We start from the raw sequence: 19,970 nt of genomic DNA, 5'->3' as shown, positions 1-19,970 counted from the left end.
TCGCATTCGCAAGCTCGGTTTCAGCTGCGGTGGTTGGCCCGATGCCAGCACTTGCGACTTTGACAGAGCCCGTCACTCAGGTCCGCATCGACCGACGTATGATGCGTCCGCGGATGTCCTCGCGTCGGATGAATCGCCGCATGAGCGGTCGTCAGTTCCAGCATCGCCGGATGTGGGGGAACTGATTGAGTGACTAAGCCCCGCCGCAACGTAGCGGCGGGGCACCTCAATGCTTTGATCCCATCGCGCAGCGGGCTTGCCCGAAAGGGCGATTAATTAATTAAGCTTGCGACGCGCTACATCACTCAACTGATCGACGTGCTGACAGCGCATGCGTAACGCCCCCGCCGCCCGAAACGATCAAGGTCTGGCAGGATGGGACGCCTATCTCACGCTTAAGCCGGTTCGCAACTTGGCTCGACATTGCGATTGGGGCAGCGGGTCATAGTCGGTTCGATAGGGCATGGCCGGCCTGCCGTTATCAGGAAGTGCCTACCCACCTTACAGGCTGTACGCGGCGACCTCCGGCACCTCGCCGAACCGCCCGGCGATCGTCGTGCTCATGCCGGTATTGCTTCCCCCACCAGTTGGTATCGCTCGGTGAGTTTCATCAAAGCCTGGGCGAGCTCTGTCAGATTGGTGGATGCGGCCTCGACCTCGCGGGTGCCAGCCGCCGTTTGCTGGCTCGCCTGCCGGATGTTTTGGAGAGCCCCCATCACCTGCTCAATGCCGAGCTGCTGCTGGTTCGTCGAGGCGACGATCTGCTGGAAGGTCTGGACGCTCTCCTCGACCTTGGCGGTGATCTCCTCAATGGTCCGCTGGGTGGTGTCCGAGCGGGCCTTGCCGGCGGCGGCGCGCTTGACCGCCTCTTCTGTGAGCATCACCGACGTGTTGATGCCGCGCTGGATCTCGCCGAGGATCGTGCGGACCTGCCCCGTCGCCGCCTTGGCCTGATCGGCCAGCAGCTTCATCTCCGAGGCCACGACGGCGAAGCTCCGGCCGCTCTCGCCGGCGGCGGCCGCCTCGATGGCGGCGTTGAGCGCCAGCAGGTGGGTGCGCTCCGCGATGTCGTTGACGGTGGTGATGATGTCGCCGATGGCCTGGGTCTTCTCGGAAACCGCCACGATGTTACCGGCAACCGCCTCCGCCTGCTCGCGAATCGCCTCCATGGCCCTGGCGGTGTCGGCCACCGCCCGCAGGCCCTGACGCGAGGTCTGAGCTGTGTTTTGCGCAGTGGCGATGACATCGCCAGCCCGCTTGCTGATTTGCGTGCCCGTCTGAGTGATCTCGTCCATGGTCGCAGCCGTTTCCTGCACGGCGGCGAATTGTTCCTCGACGGAGGCCGCCTGCTCCTGCGCTGAGGCGCTGATCTCGGCCGCTGCGGCGTTCAAATCGGAAGTCGCAGTACGGTTGGTCTGCGCCAGGTCGGCCAGCCCAGCGACCATGCCGTTCAGAGTACGACCCAGACGCCCAAGTTCGTCGTGTCGCTGCATGGCGACTCGATCGGTCAGATCCCCGGATCCAACCCGTTCGGCAAAACGCGTCACAGCACCGAGCGGGCGGACGATCAGGCGATGGATGGCAACGCCGATGCCGAGGCAGATCAGGAGTGTGAACAGGGCACTGCCCCAGAGCACGAGCCATGCGTTTCGTTCTGCCGCGGCTAGGAGCATGTTCTGCCGGACGCGTTCCTTCTCCTCCAAAGCCTCAATGGCCGCGAGCTTATCGCGAAGGGTATCGAATAGCCGCTTGCCGGAGCCGTCGGCCTCAATTTTTACAGCGGTCGCTCTCGTAGTGGGATCGGCGGCCATACGAATAGCAGCCTCTCCTATGTCCACCTGCCAAGTGCGCGCGGCTGTCACGGCGTCGTTCAGCAGGGGCGAGGGCACAGCGCTTGCGCCAATCCGGGCAGCGAGACGGTCGATCGTCTGGTCCAGGGCAGGACGGCCTGCGCGATAAGGCTCAAGACTCGTTTCTCGTCCGGTGAGCAGGTAGCCTCGCAGCCCGGTCTCTTGGTTAAGCATTGCAGCTCGGAAGGCATCGAGATCGCGCAAAACCAACGTGACTTGGCGTCGAGCCTCGGTTGCATCATGCACCTGGTTGAAGGCTGTCAGGACGAGGCCGCTACTTAAAGTTGCGACCAAAGCGATGGCGCCGACGGCCCCACCGAGGGTGCGGTTGAGGCCAAACGTGTTCGGCATTTTCGACTGGACCTTGCACAGAGACTACAGATTCTACCTGCACAGCCAAATGCGCTCTTGGCCTGCCACGCCTTCATAACGCGGCAGTAGCTGTTGTCCCAGAGGAGAAGCCTTCATCCTGATCAACGTAGCACGGAACGGGATCGAGAAGGTGCAGTACGAGTCCGGAGCGCGGTTCTCGCGCGCAGCCCGGCCGGCCAGTTACGTTGATCTGCTGTTCTTGAAGGCGAGCCCGCATGGGTGAAAAGCGACGGGCCGCGTTACATCTATGACAGGGCCTGTAGCGCCACCACAATACGATCCGGCAGCGGATCGGTGAGAGGCAGCGGACATAGCTCAGCAAGGGCAGCAGCGATTCCGCAGAGGAAGGGCGAAAACCGTAGCCGCCCAGATCGGGGAACCCAGATCTGCTGCATGACCCTGATCATAGGACCGTTAGGGGCTGCCTTGCACGTTCGCTGACGGGCAGATCATCTGCCCGCGAGCGAGCTAAAGTCTGTAGTCAGCCAATGGTTGCGCGCTGGCTTGTTTCACCGCCCGAACAGCCAGATCGGGACCGCGCCCGTCGGCCGGCCCGGGGTATCGCGGTAGTGGGCGGTGTTCACGAACGCGATCCGCCCAACGGTCCAGGAAGTCGACGCACTTCTCATGAATACCTGCCCAGCTTGTTGGGTCAAGCCCAGGCCCAGGCCCAGGCACGGCACGACGCTCGGCCGAAGGTTCAGGAAGCCCTGGCGCCAAGCCTGCGGGGCGGCGGGGACGATCTTGGGTGCGGCTGACATGGGGTCCGGTGTCTGGTGGCCGGACGGGATAGACGGGCGCCGGGCCGGGGGCTACGGCTCAGGTGTCGCAACTAGCCAAGCGCATTTCGACAGAGGTGAAAAAGGCTTCTAGATCAACGAAGGCAAATGATGCGATTTGTCGAAACACCCTCTGAAAATGCTGATTTTCCAGCCATCTCTTAATCAGCGGGTCCAAGGTTCGAACCCTTGTGCACCCACCATTTAAATCGCTGGCTCCATCGCGATTTCATAAAACGTCTGGAGTGCTTCGAGCCTCGCCCGGAAACCCGGTCGAGGCTTTTCCTTTTGAGCCAGATGTCCCGGATTCTGGGCCAAGTATCCCTGAACGTCATCCCGGCTGGGGTCGTGTTGCGCCGCGGCCACGACGACGGAGGGAGTCCCTGCCCGAGCGAAGACGGCGCGCGGGATGCCTCGACCTGACGTCGCGTCGGCGGCATGCAGACGAGGCCTAGGGTCGGGACAAGGGTGGGACGGATGACGGGCTTCAAGGGCGGTTTGATGGGATCGCTTGCGATGGTCGCTGCCCTGGCGGGCGGGACGGCTCAGGCGGGGTCGGCCGCGCAGCCGGGCCAGACCGTCGGCCTGCCCGCCGGCGCGCCGTTCGCGGTGGGCCTCTACTTCGTCAACACATCGAGCTTCGGCATCCGCAGCACCGAGCCGCGCGGCACCGAACTCAACATCAACCTGCCGAGCTTCATCTGGGCGACGCCGTGGACCCTGGCGGGCGGGCGCCTGCAATTCGTCGTGCTCCAGCCGATCGCGGCAACGAGCAGCCGGGGTGCGCCCTATCAGAGCGGCATCGGCCAGACCCTCCTCGCGGGCCAAGTGGCCTGGACCCTGAGCGAGCACGTCCATGTCAGCTACCTGCTCGGCGCCTACGTGCCGAGCGACACGCGGATCGTGATCCAGAACGCCGTGCTGCACCAGCGCTTCGCCGCCACCTACAACGGCGACGGCCTCAACCTCACGGCCCACGTGCTGCACGGCATCCTGCTGGACACGGTGTCGCCGCTCGGGACCTACTATCCGGACTTCCTCAACCTCGACCTCACGGCCACCAGGAAGTTCGGCAAATGGGAAGTCGGGCCCGTCGCCTTCGCATCCACGGACCTGCCGACGACGCGCCGACCCGGCACCCAGCGCCAGGGTCAGGTCGCTGTCGGTGGATTGATCGGCTATGATTTCGGACCGGTGAATCTCCAGGCCTACGTCACCCGCGACGTGGCACAGAGCAACTATGGCGGCGTCGACACGCGCGGATGGCTGCGTGCGATCGTACCGGTCTACAAGGACGGCGGCGCGGAGCCGCTTCGGCCGATCTTTTCGCGCTGAGCCCCGACGATCGCGGCTTGCGCATCCGATCCCCTCGACACGACGAGAAGGCCGGCCCCGTTCGAGGCCGGCCTTCTTGATTCCGACCTGACCCTTCACCGGTTCGCGGCGGGGGACAGGCTCATGCCAAATCCGATGGATCCCTTCGGGATGGCGGATTTGGGTTTCGCTCGGGCGTCGCGCACGGGCTCGTCTGATCCAGCCGCCGCTCCGATCAAGCGGAGGCCGTATCAGGTGCGGTCCGATCAGTACTTGCGGACGATGGGCTCCGGCATGGGCACAGGGGCCTCGCCGAAGGTGTAGCGGATGCCGCCGTAGATCGAGAGCGGCTGGGCAAGCGTCGTGGTGCGCACGTCGCTGACCGGGTACCGGTTGGCCACCAGGCCCGGTTCGAAGAACGTGCCGAACGTGGTGTAGCGGTTGTTCGTCAGGTTGGTGGCGTAGCCGAACAGTTCGAGGTTCCGGTTGACCCGGTAGCTCGTGTTCAGGTTGAGCACGTAGTAGGCGGGCAGCTTGCGGTTCAGGTTGGATTCGTCGCCGCGGTAATAGGCGGACGAGAAGGCCTGCATGGCCATGCCGACGCGCCAGCGCGGCAGAACCTCGACATCGAAGCCGACCTTGAACTGGTGGTCGGGGATCAGCGGGACCTTGTTGCCCGGCACCACGTCGATCGCGCCGTCCACCGACAGGGGGTTGTTGGGCGAGGAAAGCGTGCCGTTGAAGCGGAACGTGGCATCGATCAGGGCGTAGTTCGCGTAGACGGTCAGCCAGTCGGCGACGTATTCGAGACCGACCTCGACGCCCTGGCGACGGGTCGCCGGCACGTTGACGAAGTAGCCGCGCGCGGCGTTGCCGGGGGTGGCGAGCGACAGGATGTCGTTGGTCAGGTCGGTGCGGAAGGCCCCGACCTTGTAGTTGACCAAGCCGCCATCGTAGAAGTTCGGCAGGGCGCCGCGGAAGCCGACCTCGTAGGTCTGGCCCTCGACCTGCTTGAGCGGCGGATCGGCAACGAGGGAGTTCGGCAGCAGGCAGGGGCGGAGCGGGTTGGCGCAGGCGAGTTCGAGGGGCGTCGGCGCGCGGTTCGACTCGGAGTAGCCGCCGTAGAGGTTCAGGCCCGGGGCGAAGCGGTAGGTCAGGCCCGCCACCGGGTTGATCTTGTTGAAGTAGTGTGTGCCCGTCACGTCCGGCGAAAAGCCCGTCTGATCCTGGCTCGAGATGCGGGCGAAGTTGAGCCGCGCACCCGCCGTCAGCGAGAGGGCGTCGGTGATGTCGATGGTGTCCGTGGCGTAGAGGCCCATGTAGAGGTTCGAGCCCGTGACCGAACTCGGCGCGATGCCGAGCGCCGCGGCCGTGCGCAGGAAATCGGTGCCGAGACCCGGGACTGTGCCGTAGGCGGCGGTGAGCGGGTTCGTCGTCACCGACAGGTCGGGGTTGATCACACCCAGGGTGCTCGACGACTTGAAGCCGTAATCCGCGACGTCGATGGAGCCGCCGACCACGAAGCTGTTGTTGAAGCCGAACACCCGGTCGCGGTTGGCCGCCTGGAGCGTGCCGCCGTAGCCCGTCGCCTCGGTCTTGGTGACGTCGAGGGTGCCGTAGGGCACGCCCGCCGTGAACGGGATACCGTTCGGGGCACCCCGGCCCAGCATCAGGAACTGATTGCGGAAGTCGAGCTGCGACTGGCCGGCCGAGGGGCTGAAGCCGTCATCCTCGAAGCAGAGGCGACCGCGGAAGCTCGACCGCGTGCTGCAATTCTCGAAATCGCTGTCGTTGCCGTCGATGTAGCGCTGGCTGAAGCGCCGGAAGTAGGCGTTGCCGGAGATGTCCCAGGTCGGCGAGAGGTCGACGCGGCCGGTGAGCTGGATGGTGCCGACTTCGGTGGTGGTGGTCTGCGGGTAGGTGAAGATCGCCCGCGGCTCCACGTGGGTGAAGTCCGTCGGCGTCGCGGCGGCGGCCCCGAAGTAGGTCCGCGCCATCTGTCCGATGAGGTGGAACTCCGAATCCTGCGTCCGGTAGCCGACATCGCCGTAGACGCGGCCGATGGTGCTGGGGCTCTGGAAGCGCCAGCCCCGGTCGTTGAGGCCGTCGCCCGCGAAGTAGATGCTCCAGGGGCCGATCATCTTGCCGTGCTGCAGGGAGCCAGCGATGCGCCCGTCCGAGCCGCCGAGCGCGGTGACTTCGGTGCCCTGCCAGTTGAAGCCGTTCTTCATCTGGATGTTGATCGCGCCGCCGAGGGCGTTGAGGCCGAAGACCGGATTGCCGGTCACGACGTCGATGCGGTTGATGGCGACCTGCGGGATCAGGTCGAGGTTGACCGTGTCGCCGAAGGCCTCGTTGATGCGGACGCCGTTCTGGTAGACGGCGAGGCCCTGCGGCACGCCCGTGACCGGCGAGGCCTGGAAGCCGCGATAGTTGATGTCGACGCGGTTGTTGTTGCCCTGGCTGTCCGAGAGGTTGAGGCCGGGCACGCGCCGGGCCAGGGTCTCGACGGCGTTGAAGGTCGCCCGGTCGAAGTTCAGGTCGGCGGCCGTGACCGTCTCGACGGTGCTGGGAATCTTGTTGAGGGGCAGCGCACCGCCGCGCAGGCGCGAGGTATCCGGAATCTGCAGGGCCGGCCCGCCCGGAGCCTGGAGCACCGGGACGCTGGGGGCCCCGCTTCCGGACGCGACGCCGACCGGGGTGGTTGCCACAACGCTGATCTCGCTCAGGGAAACCGAGCTCTGTGCCTGAGCGACACACGGTAGCAAGGCTACCGAAGCGAACAGGCTGTACCGCAGCGAGCGCATGATTCTTCCCCGACCCAAGACCGTTTTCGTAGCCGCCGCCTTCGAGCAACGTGTGCAGCTTTCATGGGCGAAGGGGCGCGGACAGGGCAATACCGTCACGCTCGACCCGGCAGCTTCAGCAGCCTCTAAACTGCTGAATGACTAGGCGCGTGATGTTCATGTCACATTGTTTCCTTATCCCGCAGGATGATCGCTGGACAAGTAGCAATACAAGTCGGGATAATTCGGCAATCGCTCCGCCCGGTTTCGCGCGGTTGAGTCAACATGTGTATCATGAAGAGGATCGGGCACGAATCCGTCGACGACCGAAAGATATGCCGGGATCAGCGTGTGGAGCGGTGAGGGAAATCAAAGTCTTGAAATGTCGGATCGACAATTCTATAGCCTTGGGTTAATAAGGCAAAGCCAGGTAAGATCAGAAATTCCAAGGTCGATCATGCACGTTTAGCGCATGAAGCGCCGTATGAGATGATTTCGGCCCTGACCCGGTAATCCCCAGGGCGGCGCCAATTCAGATCGGCCACGTTGGGTACTGGGTTGGCGGAGGCCCGCTCTTGCAGCTCGCCCGTGCCCGCCCGGCTCGCGCCGTGGCGGGCTTGTCGGCGATCGATCCAGATCGCGGCTCAGCAGCTGAGGCGCCGTCCTTCACGACGGCCGAACTTCTGATAGTGCGCCAGGGCCGAGGTCAGCTGCCCGTTGCGAAGGGCTTGGCGAACATCGGGGTTGCACCGGATATAGGCGCTCTCGTCGAAGCCGCCGTATCCCGAGTCCCGCCCCCGGGAGCCCCGGCCCCGGTCGTCGTCATCGTCGCGTCCCCGGCGCCCGTAATCGCGGTCGCCATAGCCGGACTCACGCCCGCCGTAGCCGGAGTCGCGCCCACCATAGCCATAGTCACGCCCACCATACGGCTGGGCGGAGGCGACGCCCACCGCACCGATCAGGCTCAGGCCGACGGCCGCCACTGCCAAAAGAGACTTCATCGCGCGTCTACTCCCTCATCAAATGAATTAACGGTCCGACACCGATATCGGTTCGAGTGTGAACGTCAAATGCATAGTCTTCGGCGGGCTCGATCAAAGGCCCGGACGTCGACCCCGGCAGACATCCCGTTGCGCCATCACGCGACAACGCGATGTCAGTCCCGTCGGGTGAACACATGGATGATCTCGCGGCCGGTCTCCGAGCCGTCGAAATCCGCGAGCGTCCGGGACAGGGTCAGGCCGCAGCGATCCGCGCTGCCGGCGATCTCGTCGCGACCGGCGGCATGATAGACGAGGTCCTCCCGCGACTGGCGCGTCACGGTCCCGGCGGCATCGATCAGGGTGTAGTCCATCACCTGACGGAAGCGGCTGGTCGCTTCGTCGAAGGTCCGCTCGACGACACGGATTCGAACCTGATCCCCGGCGGCGTTGTAGGGGCCGGACAATTCCTCGTCGCCGAGGGGCCGGCGCAGCATCGCGGGGGCGGGGAGGTGGATCGCCGCCTGTCCACCGGGCCGCAGGTGCTCGGCCACCACCGCGAGGGCTCGCGCCCGTGCCGCGGGATCGGCGAGGTGCGCGTAACCGTAGAACGGGATGATCACGGCATCGAACCGGCGGTCCAGGGCCACGCGGGTCATGTCGCCCTGCATCAGGGCGATCCGGCGTCCCACCTCCGGCGGCAGGCGCTCGCACTTCATCGCCGCGCGCTGGATCATCGCCGGGGCCAGATCGACACCGAAGACGCCGTAGCCCCGCTCCGCCAGGGCGATCACGATGCGGCCAGTGCCGCAACCGAGCTCCAGCACCGAGGCCCCGGCGGGGCCCGCCAGGGCGGCGTAGAAATCGATGTCGCCCCGGAACGGATAGGCGTTGGAGACGACATCGTAGAAGGCCGCGCTGAGACCGGATTCGTGGTAGTAGTTCAGATTGGCCATCGGGTGTCCAAGCGACCGTCCTGTGCCTGCGCCTCACGCCGTGCAGGCGTCTCGCGCCCGGGTCTTCGTGGGCCTCAGGCGCCGGGTTCCTCGCGGCCGATGCGGCTGTGGCGGCGGCTCCAGCTGAAATAGATCACGAAGCCGAGGGCGAGCCAGACCAGGAGACGCAGCCAGGTCTCGCCATCCAGCGACACCATCATGGCAAAGCAGCTGACGATGCCGAGGATCGGCACCAGGGGCACCAGGGGGGTGCGGTAGTCGCGCCGCGCGTCGGGTTGGGTCCGGCGCAGGATGATGACGCCGGCGCACACCAGCATGAAGGCCAGCAGGGTCCCGATGCTGGTCATGTGACCGAGCTGAGAGATGGGCAGGAAACCGCCGAGCGCGCCGGTGAACACCATGAAGAACAGGTTCGAGCGGTAGGGCGTCTTCCAGGTCGGGTGGATCTTGGAGAAGAAGCCCGGCAGCAGCCGATCCTGGCTCATGGAATAGAACACCCGGCTCTGGCCGAGCAGCAGCACCAGGATCACCGTGGAGAAGCCCGCGATGACGCCCAGCGTCACGAGGCTGCGCAGCCACGGGAACGGCGTCTGCGCGATGGCGGTGTTCACGGGGGCCGCGTCGCCCTTCATCTGGTCGTAGTGGACCAGGCCGGTGAGCACGCCCGCGAAGGCGATGTAGATCACCGTGCAGATGGCGAGCGAGCCCAGGATGCCGATCATCATGTTGCGCTGGGGGTTCTTCGCCTCCTGCGCCGCCGTCGAGACGGCGTCGAAGCCCACATAGGCGAAGAACACCACGCCGGCGCCGCGCATGATCCCGCTCCAGCCGTACTCACCGAAGGTGCCGGTGTTCTCGGGGATGAACGGCACATAGTTCTGCGCCTTGATGTAGAACAGGCCGACACCGACCACGACGGCCACCACCGCGAGTTTGATCATCACCACGACGGCGTTGACCCGGGCCGATTCCCGGATGCCGATCATGAGGAGGGCGGAGGCCGCCACGATGATGAGGATCGCCGGCAGGTTGACGAGCCCGTGTGCCGTCACGCCATCGACCGTGTAGGTCTCGAACGGCGAGTGGACGAGGCTTGGGGGGAGATTGATCCCGAGGGAGTCGCGCAGGAAGCGGGTGACGTAGCTCGACCAGCTCACCGACACGGTGGCGGCGCCGACGGCATATTCGAGGACGAGGTCCCAGCCGATGATCCAGGCCACGAGTTCGCCCATGGTGGCGTAGGCGTAGGTGTAGGCCGAGCCGGCCACCGGGATCATGCCGGCGAGCTCGCTGTAGCACATGCCGGCGAACGCGCAGGCGATGGAGGCGATGGCGAAGGAGATCACCACGGCCGGGCCCGCATGCTCGGCCGCCGCGATGCCGGTGAGCGAGAACAGGCCCGCCCCGATCACCGCGCCGATCCCGAGGGCGATGAGGCTCCAGGGACCGAGGGTGCGGGCGAGCTTGTGCTCACCGCCCTCCGCGTCGGAATTCAGGCGTTCCAGGGACTTCGTCCGGATGAGGTCGTCCGCCAAACCGCCCGCCATGCATCGTCTCGCTTCTGGATGTTCGTGAGATGGTGGCGACGTTAACGCAAATTCCCCGCCACACCAGTGGGTTGCGGGGGCTTGTTCCGCCCTTCCCGCCTGAGATCGCCGCCCGGGGACGCTCAGTCCCGCCGCGCCCGGGCGGCGGCGAGCGATCCCCGGGCCAGGTCCTCGAGGATCGCGTTCGCCGCGCGGGTGATGGCCGGGCCAGCAGCGTGCGGCGTGCCGGCATCGAAGGGCGGCGATGGCGCGTACTCCGCCACGAGCTGGCTCGTGCGGGCATGGTCCGGATCGCGCAGGCGGGCGGCCAGGGCCAGGGCGAAGTCGAGGCCGGCCGAGACGCCCGCCGCCGTGCAGCGGTTGCGGTCGAACACCACGCGGGCCTCCACGGGGATGGCGCCGAAGAGGGGTAGGACGCTGTCGCGCACGCACCAGTGCGAGGTCGCCCGGTAGCCCGTGAGCAGGCCGGCCGCACCCAGGATCAGCGAGCCGGTGCACACGCTCGTCACCCAGGCCGCGCGTTCGGCCCGGTCGCGCAGGAAAGCGAGGAGGGTCTCGTTCCGCATCTGGCCGGGGGTGCCGTCGCCACCGGGCACGAACAGGACGTGGAGGTCGCGCGGGCAACTCGTGAAATCCGCCGTCGCGACGATGGCGAGGCCGGTATCGCTGGTGACCGGGCCGCGATGCTCGGCCACGAGGTGGATGCGCGGCCCGGCAAGACCGGACAGGAGGTTCTGCGGACCGACCACGTCGAGGGCGGTCATGCCGGGGAACAGCAGCATTGCCACGCGCAAGGGCGGGGGCCGTGACCCTTCCCGTCCCGCGGCCGCCCGGCCCGACGCCGCCAGACCCGCCGCGGCGAGGCCTCCGGCGGCCAGGCCCGCCAGATCGCGACGGTTCGGGCCGGCCTCGTCCGCCGGCCCAAGCGTGGGGCCGGCGCGACGGTCCATAGGGTCAGGCGGACTTGAGATGGGCGGCGAGATGCTTGTTCATCTCGAACATCGTGCACTTATCTTTGCCGAAGACCTTCTTGAGCTTGTCGTCGGCGAGGATCTCGCGCTTGTTCTCAGGGTTCTGAAGCTCGTGCTTCTTGATGTATTCCCAGACCTTACTGACCACCTCGCCGCGCGGCAGGGAGGCGTCGCCGACGACGGCGGCCAATTCCGGGGAGGGCTTCAGCGGCTGCTGGAGGGCGTTGGGCTTGGCGCCTTCCGCCTTGGGGGCGGCGACCTTCTTACCCTTTACGGGCTTCTCGGCCGCGGCCTCGGCGCTCTTGTCGGTGCTCTTGGCCGCGTCCTTGGCCGGGCTCTTGGTCGTGGTCTTTGCCATGGATATCCTCCGAAGGTTCGGCTGCGAGCGCCGGTACGCCCACGGCACGAGGCCTCGGAGCGCATAGCTGCAACAACTAAGCGGTGCCGCGACCGTTCCAAGGGAAAACCGCCCTGTGCTTGGACACCGTCCACAGGGAGCGTGACCTATGAACAGGATTCGATGCCCGCTCGGCGATGCAGTGCGATGCCGCTGCGTCCGAGAACTTGGTCGGTCCGCGCTCTGTACTTGGGCGGCGCGGCCCTGGCTTTCGTCCGGGGCGGCCCCCGGTGGACGGGCGGACAAGGCGGATAAATCGCTGACCCGGAATGACTTTCGCCGTTGGCACCGGGTCGGCGACGCTCGGGCGGACGGTGCCTCGGCCAGGAGCGTCGGTCGGCTTGTCCGGCCCGCCGCTCGGGTTCGCCCGGTGGCGGCGCGGGGACGGGCACCCGCGTTGTGCACAGGAAAGGTCGCGACAAAAATATTCTCCTCATCGTGCGCTTTTCGTTCCGATTCACCCTCGGCAACGATGCGTTAAGCCATCACGGGGGAGGGTCACCCCATGATCCTGTCCGTTTTCGCCCTCGCCATTGGTGCGGCCATCACCCTCATCGGGGGGCTCGGAGCCGTGATCGCCGCCGAACCGGGCCGCGAGCCGGACGTCCCGCGCAGCGCCGGCTACGTCTGACGGACATCATGGGAAGGCCGGGCCGGGGAACCGGGCCGGGGCACTCGCGCGTTTTTCGCTTCAGACACCCCGTCGCGGAGCGAGCCGATGCCGACAGACCTGCCCAACGAGCGCCACGTCCGACCCTCCGGATCCCTGGAACTCGATCCCGGGGCGGAGGGCATCGCCACCGACGAGACGCCGCGCCTCATCGCCTCCGATCGGGTGGAGGGCACGGCGGTCTACGATTCCGAGGGCGAGCACCTCGGCACGGTGCACAATTTCATGGTGGACAAGGTCTCGGGGCAGGTCGCCTACGCCGTGCTGTCGTTCGGCGGGTTCCTCGGCCTCGGCGAGAGCTATCATCCGCTGCCGTGGCGATCCCTGCGCTACAGCGTCGAGCTCGGCGGCTACGTCGTGGATATCGACAAGGATACCCTGGCGCGTGCGCCGACCCACGGGGCCGGGGACGACCCCTTCGCCGATCCGGCCTTCGGCGGCCGCCTCGACGATTACTACGGCGGGCGCCGCCGCGTGGCCGCCTGAAGCGATCCGATCAGGCCGGCCACCTTTCCGGGGCCGGCCCGTGACGTCCGGGAATTCGGCGGGCTTCAGAACTTGCCGCCGACGCCGACGCCGCCCGAACCGAGGCTCGGCGTCATGCCGCCGCCGGAGCTCGAACGGCTTTCCGCGGTGCCCTCGAGGTCCTCGCGGCGGATGCGCCGCTCCTCCGATGCCGTCGTGCGGGCGGCGCCGCCGGCCGAGCGCGGCAGGTCGAGGCGCCGGGTCGGCGTCGTCTGGAGCGGAGCGTCATCGGGATCGACCCGGGCCGAACGCGGACCCGCCGCATTCGGCACGGAGCCGCGCATGGACGGCGGCGGTCCGACATCGCTCGCCGGCATGACGCCGCCGCCGCCGCCGAGCGCCTGGCAACCCCCCAGGGCGGCGGCGAGAAGCACCGTGGCGCTGGCTTTCCGGAAGAGGGGCATCGGCACAAGTCCTCGAACGATCAGGCCCCACGCGCGGCGGGGATACGTAGGGTTTCGTCTCTCTACGCCGCGGATTTGGCGAAAACCAGACTGCGAGGGATGGATCGTCAGGGATGGGGAAGGCGTCGTGCCGGCCGATTGCGAAGCGGGAAGCGGGATGGCAGACGGTTGCGTGAGGGCCATCGGTGCACGGCATCGGCCTGGTTCTTGCCCCTGGTTCTCGCCCTTCGGAGCTCCGGGGCGACGCGCCTTGGGTCTCGCCTTCACAACTTCGCCTTGGTCGTTGCGCAGTGACACCGGGCCCGCCCTCGCGGGAAATTGCCGGACGGGTCCGTGTTCTGCGCAAGGGCCGGCGTGATCATCGCTCGGGGAACGCACGTGTTCAGATTTATCCGGATGATCGCCGCGACGACGATCGGCCTGGGGGCCGCATCCGCTTTCGCCGAGGATGCCACGCCCGGGGGCAGACCCGTCGAGGCGCCCGCCGCATCGGCCCCGCCCGCTGCGTCGGCGCCGCCGACCGTGACGCCGCCGCCCGCTTCCACGGTCCAGCCGCCTGCCGGCCCTGCCGTCGCGCCCACCCAGGGCGGCACCACGGCCCCCGCTCCGACGCAGAATGCCGCTTCGCCCCCAAGTTCTGTGCCGGCGCCGAACTCCGTTCCGCCCCAAGGTCCAGTCGTGCCCACGGGGACTCCCGCCACCGTCCTCGACACGGCGGATTACGAGGGTGTCCTCGGCAAGGCCGTGCGCAGCGCCACCGGCGAGGATATGGGCCGGATCATCGACATCGTCCTCGACAAGGACGGGCGTCCGCGCGCCGCCATCATCGATTTCGGCGGCTTCCTCGGCGTCGGCTCGCGCAAGATCGCCGTGGATTGGCGCTCCATGCGCTTCACCTCCGACGGCAAGCCGACGCGTCTCGTCCTGCAATTGTCCCGCAATCAGGTCCGGGTCTCGCCGGAATACAAGCCGGGCGAGCCCATCGTTGTCCTCGGTCCGGCCAGTCCCGCCGCGCCCGAAGGCGACCAGCAGGCCGCCGCGCCGCCCGTGGCGCCCCCGGCCGCCACCCCTCCCGCCACCCCCGCCGAGAAGCCCCCCGAAAAGCCGGCCGAGAGAACGCCGGAGAAATGACGGTTCCCCTCCCGAAGGACCGCCGTCCCCTCAAGCCGAGGGAGGTCGCCCGGTCCGAATTCCGGCCGCGTCCCATGCCCCGGCGCGAGGCCCCTGCCGATGCCGTGGAGGGCTCCGCCGATATGAAGGCGATCTCGCGCACCAGCAGCCGGGGCCTCGACGGCTTCGCGTTCTTCGTCGCCAACCTCCAGACCGGATTCGGGCCGTTCCTCGCGGTCTACTTCACCCAGGCGAAGTGGACCCAGTCCGATATCGGCTTCGCGCTCACCATCGGCAGCCTCGTCAGCCTGCTCGGCCAGGTGCCGGGCGGTGCCTTCGTGGACGCCATGCGCTCCCTGCGGTTCGCCGCCGGCTTCTCCGTGGTGGCCATCGCGCTCAGCGCCTTCGCGCTGGCCATGTGGCCGAACTTCCTCATCGTGCTCCTGGCCATGGCCGCCCATTCGGCGGCGAGCTGCATCCTGACGCCCGCCATCGCGGCCATCAGCATCGGCCTCGTCGGCCATGCCCGCGCCGGCGAGCGCCTCGGGCGCAACGCCAGCTTCTCGGCCCTCGGCAACGCCGTGGCGGCCGCCGGCATGGGAGCCTGCGGCTACTACCTGTCCAACGACGCGGTGTTCTATCTCACCGCCTTCCTGATGATCCCCACGCTCGCGGCCCTGTCCTTCATCCGCGCCGACGAGATCGGTCCCGTGACGGTGCCGAAGGCGGCGGTTGCCGGCGCCGTCGAGCCCCGGCGGGAGAATGCCGTTCGCGCCCTGCTCGGCAACCGCGCGCTCATGTGCTTCGGCGCCTGCATGATGCTGTTCTTCCTCGCCAACGCGGCGATGCTGCCGCTGGTGGGCAGCATGCTGACCCTGCGCGCCAGCGAGACCGCGACCGCCCTCATCGCCGCCTGCATCGTGGTGCCCCAGGTGGTGCTCGCCGTCTCGGGGCCGGCCGTGGGGCGGGCCGCCGAGCGCTGGGGCCGCCGGCCCCTGCTGCTCATCGGCTTCGCCGCCCTGCCGATCCGGGGCCTGCTGTTCGCCTATACCAGCAGCCCCGAGCTCCTCGTGGCGATCCAGGTGTTCGACGGCATCTCGGCGGCGGTGTTCGGCGTGATGGTGCCCCTCGTGGTTTCCGACGTGACCCGTGGCACCGGGCGCTTCAACATCGCGCTCGGCGCCGTCGGCACCGCCATGGGCATCGGGGCGGCCCTCTCGACGTCGCTCGCCGGCATCATGGCCGATCGCCTCGGCAGCCATTCGGCCTTTCTCGGCCTTGCCGTGGTCGGCTTCGCGGGCTTCGTGATGATCGCCCTGATCATGCCGGAGACCCGGCGCTCTGCCGGCGCGTAACCCTTCGAGGAGACGGCGGCGGCATCGAATTCGCTTGCCGCTCAAGCGACGTTCAGGTTTCTTCGCTAGAACGAACGAAGCTGTACGTTAGCCTGCAACGCCTGCGCGAGCTTCGCGTTGCGAACCTTGGGGACACAAAGTTTCGTGCGGACCGCGCACGGGCTTCGTTTGAAGGACAGGGTCCGCAAGGTCTCCTGGGAAACGGGATTGTCACCGCGATGGAAGACCTGTGCGTCTATGCCGACAGGCCGTTCGCCTTCGTCGCGCGCTACCTGCGCCGCCGGGCACTGCCGCATCTCGTGATCCTGTGCGCCGTGCTCGGCGCCGTCGGCTTCTCCGTCAGCACCGATTACGCCCTCAAGGGCGTGGTCGACGCCCTGAGCAAGGGTCCCGAGGCCGGGCTGATCTGGGGCGCGCTCGCCCTCCTCGTCGCCTTCATCGCCGCCGACAACATGCTCTGGCGCGTGGCGAGCCTGACCGGCTCGTTCACGTTCGTGGGCGTGACCGGCGACATCCGCCGCGACCTGTTCCGGCACATGACCGGACACTCGCCCTCGTTCTTCGCCGACCGTCAGCCGGGCACCCTGGCGTCGCGCATCACCGCGACCTCGAACGCGATCTTCACGGTCGAGAACATGTTCGTGTTCAACGTGATGCCGCCCTGCGTCGCCGCTTTCCTGTCGATCCTCTACATCGGCACCGTCAGCCTCACGATGGCCCTCGTGCTCGCCGGCATCTTCGCCGCCGTCGTCGTCCTGATGTTCAAGATGGCGGCCGCCGGAAAGCCGCTCCACCACGACTTCGCCGCCAAGGCCGCGAGCGTCGACGGCGAGATGGTCGATCTCGTCGGCAACATGCCTCTGGTGCGCGCCTTCTCGGCGTTCAAGCGCGAGTACACCCGCTTCGACGGCACCATCGGCGTCGAGATGCGCTCGCGCCGCTCGTCCCTGCTCTACCTCGAGAAGCTGCGCATCGTTCACGCCATCCTGACCGTGCTCGCCGTCCTCGGCCTGCTCTACTGGGCCATCACCCTGTGGGAGGCCGGTGCGGCGTCGAACGGGCAGGTGGTCCTCGTCTGCACCCTGGGTATCCGGATTCTGGCCGCCACCCGCGACCTCGCCGTCGCCCTCGTGGACGCGACCCAGCACACCGCCCGCCTGTCGGAGGCGCTCCACACCCTGCTGCAGCCCCACGACCTCACCGACCATCCCGAGGCCGTTCCGCTGTCGGGCACCGGCGCGGAGATCACCTTCGACCACGTCGCGTTCTCGTACCCCGACGGTCGTGCCGTGTTCACGGATTTCGACCTCGCCATCCAGCCGGGCCAGCGCGTCGGGCTCGTGGGCAAGTCGGGCGGCGGCAAGTCGACCCTGTTCTCCCTGCTTCAGCGCTTCTACGACGCCCAGGGGGGCCGCATCCTCCTCAACGGGCAGGACATCCACCGGGTGACGCAGGATTCCCTGCGCGAGGCCATCACCGTCGTTCCCCAGGATGTCTCGATGTTCCACCGGACCCTGCGGGAGAATATCCGCTACGGCCGGCCCGACGCGTCCGACGAGGATGTGTGGAAGGCCGCCGCCGCGGCGCACTGCACCGATTTCATCGAGGCGCTGCCGGAAGGGTTCGACACCATCGTGGGCGACCGCGGCGTGAAGCTCTCCGGCGGCCAGCGCCAGCGCATCGCCATCGCGCGTGCCATCCTCAAAGACTCGCCGATCCTGCTCCTCGACGAGGCGACCTCGGCCCTCGACGCCGAGTCCGAGGAGGCGATCCGCCATGCGCTCGCGAATCTCATGAAGGGCCGCACGGTCATCGCCATCGCCCACCGGCTCTCGACCCTGAAGGATTTCGACCGGATCGTGGTGCTGGAGGGCGGCCGCATCATCCAGGACGGCTCGCCGGACAAGCTGACCCATCTCGACGGGTTCTACCGTGAGCTGATGAAGAAGGAATCCATGTCCCTGTCGCTGGCGGCGGCCTGATACGGCCTCCGCTCGATTGGAGCGATGGCTGGATCGGACACGCCCGCGCGGCGTCTGGGCGAAGCACAGATCCGCTGTCCTGAAGGGATCACCCGGATTCGGTGCGAGGGCGGTGGCCTGGGCCGGCTAACGGTCTACGGCTCGGTGCCGCCCAGGGTTCGGAGTGCCTTGATGATCGCGTTGGCGCGGTAGGGTTTGGTGAAGAACACGCTGCCCGCCGCCAGGCGTGGCGGCGTCTGGGTGAAGCCAGTGGCGTAGATGATCGGCAGGCCCGGGCGCAGGCGGCGCGCGGCCTCGGCGAGCTGCCATCCATCCATCTCGCCGGGCAGGCGGATATCGGTGAATAGGATGTCGATCGCCGCACCGCTCTTGATGAGATCGAGGGCGATCTCGGCCGTCGTCGCCTGGGCGACGTCGAAGCCCGCATCCTCGAGTTCGGCCGCGACCACCTCGAGGAGCATGGTCTCGTCCTCGACCATCAGGACGCGGGGGGGGACGGTATCGGTCATCGCGTATCGCGTCTCCGGTCAGGCGAAGCGGGGGGGCGTCAGGATCGACGGCAGGCGCGGGCGGCCCTCGGCCGTGTGGGCGACCGGTTGGGCCACCGCCGCGTCGCGGTCCCTCGGGAGGTAGACCGTCACGGTGGTCCCGTCACCGGGGCGGCTGTCGAGAACGATGTGGCCGCCCGACTGCTTGGCGAAGCCGAAGGCCTGGCTGAGCCCCAGGCCCGTGCCCTCGCCCACGGCCTTGGTGGTGAAGAACGGCTCGAAGGCGCGCGCGGCGACCTCCGGGCTCATGCCGCAGCCCCCGTCCGCGACGCTGATCCGGACGTGGTCGACGGCCGGCAGTCCGGGATGGTGCGCGGCTTCGGCCGCCGGGACGTTGCGGGTGCGGATCGTCGCCCGTCCGCCCTCCGGCATGGCGTCGCGGGCGTTGACCGCGAGGTTGAGGAGGACGTTCTCGAGCTGGTTGGCATCGACGCGCACGGGCCAGAGGTCGGGGGCCAGGTCCATCTCCGGCGGCTCGACGGCGTTCAGGGCGCCGCGCAGGAGTTCGGACAGGTCGCCGATGAGGCCGTTGACGTCGAACCGGGTCGGCTGCAGGGGCTGGCGCCGGGCGAAGGCGAGCATCTTCTGCACGAGGCTCGCCGCCCGCTCCGCGCCCTTGAGGGCGTTGCCGCGCGCCCGCTCGGCGGCGCCCTCGAGGGGCGTGCGCCCGAGGCGGTCGAGGTTGGCGATGACGACCCCGAGCAGATTGTTGAAGTCGTGGGCGACCCCGCCCGTCAGGGCGCCGATAGCCTCCATCTTCTGGGTCTGGCGCAGCATCGCCTCGACGCGCTCGCGTTCGGCGATCGCCGTCTGCAGGGCATCGAGGGCGGCATCGCGCTCCCTGACGCGGGCGACGAGTTCGGCGTTGGCGCGCCGCAAGGTCTCGGGGGAGGGCAGGGCTAGGGCGCGCGGCAGCAGCACCCACAGCAGGATGCCGGTGACCAGGGAGATCACCGCCGTGAACGCCTTGACCAGGGCCTCGGCGGCGTAGTCCGGCACCCACAGGGTCCAGATCGCGAGAAAATGCGTGGTGCCGCAGGCGAGGATGAAGCCCGCGAAAGCCCAGGCCATCCAGCCGAAGGCGACGTCCTTGCGCTTGGTGACGAACACCCCCAGCGCCACCGGAATGGTGAAGTAGGCCAGCCCGATGACGAAGTCGGAGACGACGTGCGTCCAGATCAGCTCCGGCCGCCACAGCAGGCAGATGCCGTGGGGCGAGAGGTTGCTTCGGTCGAGGAAACTCCCGAGGGCATCGAACATGGCACGGTCTCAGGATCGGGCGGGACGGAGCGCGGCGCACATCAAAGGAATCAAGCGCGCACGATGGCGCGTTTTCGTTGCCGGCGAAACCGGATCGACATTCGATCCGCGGTTTCGTGCGGCTCGGAGCGGGGTGGGGGTCCAGGCGACCCCGAGCTCTACGC

Annotated in this window: 18 protein-coding genes; 6 read left to right on the top strand and 12 right to left on the bottom strand. The window is 67.7% G+C overall.

What is annotated here, in order from left to right:
- Window positions 1–560: 560 nt before the first annotated feature.
- Window positions 561–2,201, bottom strand: coding sequence for a methyl-accepting chemotaxis protein (locus MKK49_RS15970; protein WP_244030123.1), 1,641 nt, complete (start codon window positions 2,199–2,201; stop codon window positions 561–563).
- Between the two features lie 530 nt (window positions 2,202–2,731).
- A complete protein-coding gene (locus MKK49_RS15965; protein WP_244030121.1) occupies window positions 2,732–2,983 on the bottom strand; it encodes a hypothetical protein in 252 nt (83 codons plus the stop codon).
- A gap of 534 nt (window positions 2,984–3,517) precedes the next feature.
- On the opposite strand from MKK49_RS15965, the gene MKK49_RS15960 reads away from it, so the two are divergent.
- Window positions 3,518–4,336: a transporter gene (locus tag MKK49_RS15960; protein WP_244030119.1), complete on the top strand. Its 819-nt coding sequence runs from the start codon at window positions 3,518–3,520 to the stop codon at window positions 4,334–4,336.
- Between the two features lie 245 nt (window positions 4,337–4,581).
- Here MKK49_RS15960 and MKK49_RS15955 read toward each other — a convergent pair whose 3' ends face one another.
- The 6 genes from MKK49_RS15955 to MKK49_RS15930 form a co-directional block, all read right to left on the bottom strand.
- Entirely contained in the window at window positions 4,582–7,122 is a 2,541-nt protein-coding gene (locus MKK49_RS15955) for a TonB-dependent receptor (protein WP_244030117.1), read from the bottom strand.
- A 623-nt stretch (window positions 7,123–7,745) separates the two neighbouring features.
- Window positions 7,746–8,102 carry a hypothetical protein gene (locus MKK49_RS15950; protein WP_244030115.1) on the bottom strand — a complete coding sequence of 119 codons (357 nt, stop codon included), beginning with the start codon at window positions 8,100–8,102 and terminating at the stop codon, window positions 7,746–7,748.
- Between the two features lie 155 nt (window positions 8,103–8,257).
- Window positions 8,258–9,037, bottom strand: a complete 780-nt coding sequence (locus MKK49_RS15945) for a class I SAM-dependent methyltransferase (RefSeq protein WP_244030113.1) — start codon at window positions 9,035–9,037, stop codon at window positions 8,258–8,260.
- A gap of 74 nt (window positions 9,038–9,111) precedes the next feature.
- Entirely contained in the window at window positions 9,112–10,584 is a 1,473-nt protein-coding gene (locus MKK49_RS15940; protein WP_244030110.1) for an amino acid permease, read from the bottom strand.
- Window positions 10,585–10,706: 122 nt separating this feature from the next.
- Window positions 10,707–11,534 (bottom strand): DJ-1/PfpI family protein, encoded by an 828-nt coding sequence (locus MKK49_RS15935; RefSeq protein ID WP_244030107.1) that lies wholly within the window; start codon window positions 11,532–11,534, stop codon window positions 10,707–10,709.
- A 4-nt stretch (window positions 11,535–11,538) separates the two neighbouring features.
- The gene (locus MKK49_RS15930; RefSeq protein WP_244030105.1) at window positions 11,539–11,913 is read right to left on the bottom strand and encodes an SWIB/MDM2 domain-containing protein; all 375 of its coding nucleotides are present in this window, start codon (window positions 11,911–11,913) and stop codon (window positions 11,539–11,541) included.
- A gap of 544 nt (window positions 11,914–12,457) precedes the next feature.
- Here MKK49_RS15930 and MKK49_RS24535 point away from each other — a divergent pair.
- Both MKK49_RS24535 and MKK49_RS15925 read left to right on the top strand, forming a co-directional pair.
- Entirely contained in the window at window positions 12,458–12,583 is a 126-nt protein-coding gene (locus tag MKK49_RS24535) for a hypothetical protein (protein ID WP_279595546.1), read from the top strand.
- A gap of 87 nt (window positions 12,584–12,670) precedes the next feature.
- On the top strand, window positions 12,671–13,108 hold the full coding sequence (locus MKK49_RS15925) for a PRC-barrel domain-containing protein (protein ID WP_244030103.1): 438 nt from the start codon (window positions 12,671–12,673) through the stop codon (window positions 13,106–13,108).
- A 65-nt stretch (window positions 13,109–13,173) separates the two neighbouring features.
- Here the strand turns inward: MKK49_RS15925 and MKK49_RS15920 are convergent, their stop codons facing one another.
- Window positions 13,174–13,551 (bottom strand): hypothetical protein, encoded by a 378-nt coding sequence (locus MKK49_RS15920; protein ID WP_244030101.1) that lies wholly within the window; start codon window positions 13,549–13,551, stop codon window positions 13,174–13,176.
- A gap of 263 nt (window positions 13,552–13,814) precedes the next feature.
- A complete protein-coding gene (locus MKK49_RS24675; RefSeq protein WP_313899173.1) occupies window positions 13,815–14,147 on the bottom strand; it encodes a hypothetical protein in 333 nt (110 codons plus the stop codon).
- A gap of 82 nt (window positions 14,148–14,229) precedes the next feature.
- Between MKK49_RS24675 and MKK49_RS24670 the strand changes: the two genes are divergently transcribed.
- The 3 genes from MKK49_RS24670 to MKK49_RS15905 all read left to right on the top strand — a co-directional run bounded on the left by MKK49_RS24670 (window position 14,230) and on the right by MKK49_RS15905 (window position 17,998).
- Window positions 14,230–14,682 (top strand): PRC-barrel domain-containing protein, encoded by a 453-nt coding sequence (locus MKK49_RS24670; protein WP_313899172.1) that lies wholly within the window; start codon window positions 14,230–14,232, stop codon window positions 14,680–14,682.
- On the top strand, window positions 14,679–16,016 hold the full coding sequence (locus tag MKK49_RS15910) for an MFS transporter (protein ID WP_244030099.1): 1,338 nt from the start codon (window positions 14,679–14,681) through the stop codon (window positions 16,014–16,016). Before MKK49_RS24670 ends, MKK49_RS15910 begins: the two co-directional genes overlap by 4 nt.
- Before the next feature lie 218 nt (window positions 16,017–16,234).
- Window positions 16,235–17,998 (top strand): ABC transporter ATP-binding protein, encoded by a 1,764-nt coding sequence (locus MKK49_RS15905; protein ID WP_244030097.1) that lies wholly within the window; start codon window positions 16,235–16,237, stop codon window positions 17,996–17,998.
- Window positions 17,999–18,132: 134 nt separating this feature from the next.
- Here MKK49_RS15905 and MKK49_RS15900 read toward each other — a convergent pair whose 3' ends face one another.
- Window positions 18,133–18,507 carry a response regulator gene (locus MKK49_RS15900; RefSeq protein WP_244030095.1) on the bottom strand — a complete coding sequence of 125 codons (375 nt, stop codon included), beginning with the start codon at window positions 18,505–18,507 and terminating at the stop codon, window positions 18,133–18,135.
- An 18-nt stretch (window positions 18,508–18,525) separates the two neighbouring features.
- Window positions 18,526–19,806 (bottom strand): sensor histidine kinase, encoded by a 1,281-nt coding sequence (locus tag MKK49_RS15895; protein ID WP_244030093.1) that lies wholly within the window; start codon window positions 19,804–19,806, stop codon window positions 18,526–18,528.
- Window positions 19,807–19,970: the final 164 nt, after the last annotated feature.

Source organism: Methylobacterium sp. J-090 (genome assembly GCF_022829345.1).
In the GTDB taxonomy this organism is placed as follows: Bacteria; Pseudomonadota; Alphaproteobacteria; order Rhizobiales; family Beijerinckiaceae; genus Methylobacterium.
This window is presented reverse-complemented; position numbering and strand designations above follow the sequence as displayed.

Bases quoted from the DNA above. Each gene is read 5' to 3' on its own strand.
- MKK49_RS15950 (WP_244030115.1), bottom strand. From the start codon at position 8,102: ATGAAGTCTCTTTTGGCAGTGGCGGCCGTCGGCCTGAGCCTGATCGGT.
- MKK49_RS15910 (WP_244030099.1), top strand. From the start codon at position 14,679: ATGACGGTTCCCCTCCCGAAGGACCGCCGTCCCCTCAAGCCGAGGGAG.
- MKK49_RS15960 (WP_244030119.1), top strand. From the start codon at position 3,518: ATGGTCGCTGCCCTGGCGGGCGGGACGGCTCAGGCGGGGTCGGCCGCG.
- MKK49_RS15905 (WP_244030097.1), top strand. From the start codon at position 16,235: ATGGAAGACCTGTGCGTCTATGCCGACAGGCCGTTCGCCTTCGTCGCG.
- MKK49_RS15965 (WP_244030121.1), bottom strand. From the start codon at position 2,983: ATGTCAGCCGCACCCAAGATCGTCCCCGCCGCCCCGCAGGCTTGGCGC.
- MKK49_RS15955 (WP_244030117.1), bottom strand. From the start codon at position 7,122: ATGCGCTCGCTGCGGTACAGCCTGTTCGCTTCGGTAGCCTTGCTACCG.
- MKK49_RS15945 (WP_244030113.1), bottom strand. From the start codon at position 9,037: ATGGCCAATCTGAACTACTACCACGAATCCGGTCTCAGCGCGGCCTTC.
- MKK49_RS15940 (WP_244030110.1), bottom strand. From the start codon at position 10,584: ATGGCGGGCGGTTTGGCGGACGACCTCATCCGGACGAAGTCCCTGGAA.
- MKK49_RS15920 (WP_244030101.1), bottom strand. From the start codon at position 13,551: ATGCCCCTCTTCCGGAAAGCCAGCGCCACGGTGCTTCTCGCCGCCGCC.
- MKK49_RS15925 (WP_244030103.1), top strand. From the start codon at position 12,671: ATGCCGACAGACCTGCCCAACGAGCGCCACGTCCGACCCTCCGGATCC.
- MKK49_RS24535 (WP_279595546.1), top strand. From the start codon at position 12,458: ATGATCCTGTCCGTTTTCGCCCTCGCCATTGGTGCGGCCATCACCCTC.
- MKK49_RS15935 (WP_244030107.1), bottom strand. From the start codon at position 11,534: ATGGACCGTCGCGCCGGCCCCACGCTTGGGCCGGCGGACGAGGCCGGC.
- MKK49_RS15900 (WP_244030095.1), bottom strand. From the start codon at position 18,507: ATGACCGATACCGTCCCCCCCCGCGTCCTGATGGTCGAGGACGAGACC.
- MKK49_RS15930 (WP_244030105.1), bottom strand. From the start codon at position 11,913: ATGGCAAAGACCACGACCAAGAGCCCGGCCAAGGACGCGGCCAAGAGC.
- MKK49_RS15895 (WP_244030093.1), bottom strand. From the start codon at position 19,806: ATGTTCGATGCCCTCGGGAGTTTCCTCGACCGAAGCAACCTCTCGCCC.
- MKK49_RS15970 (WP_244030123.1), bottom strand. From the start codon at position 2,201: ATGCCGAACACGTTTGGCCTCAACCGCACCCTCGGTGGGGCCGTCGGC.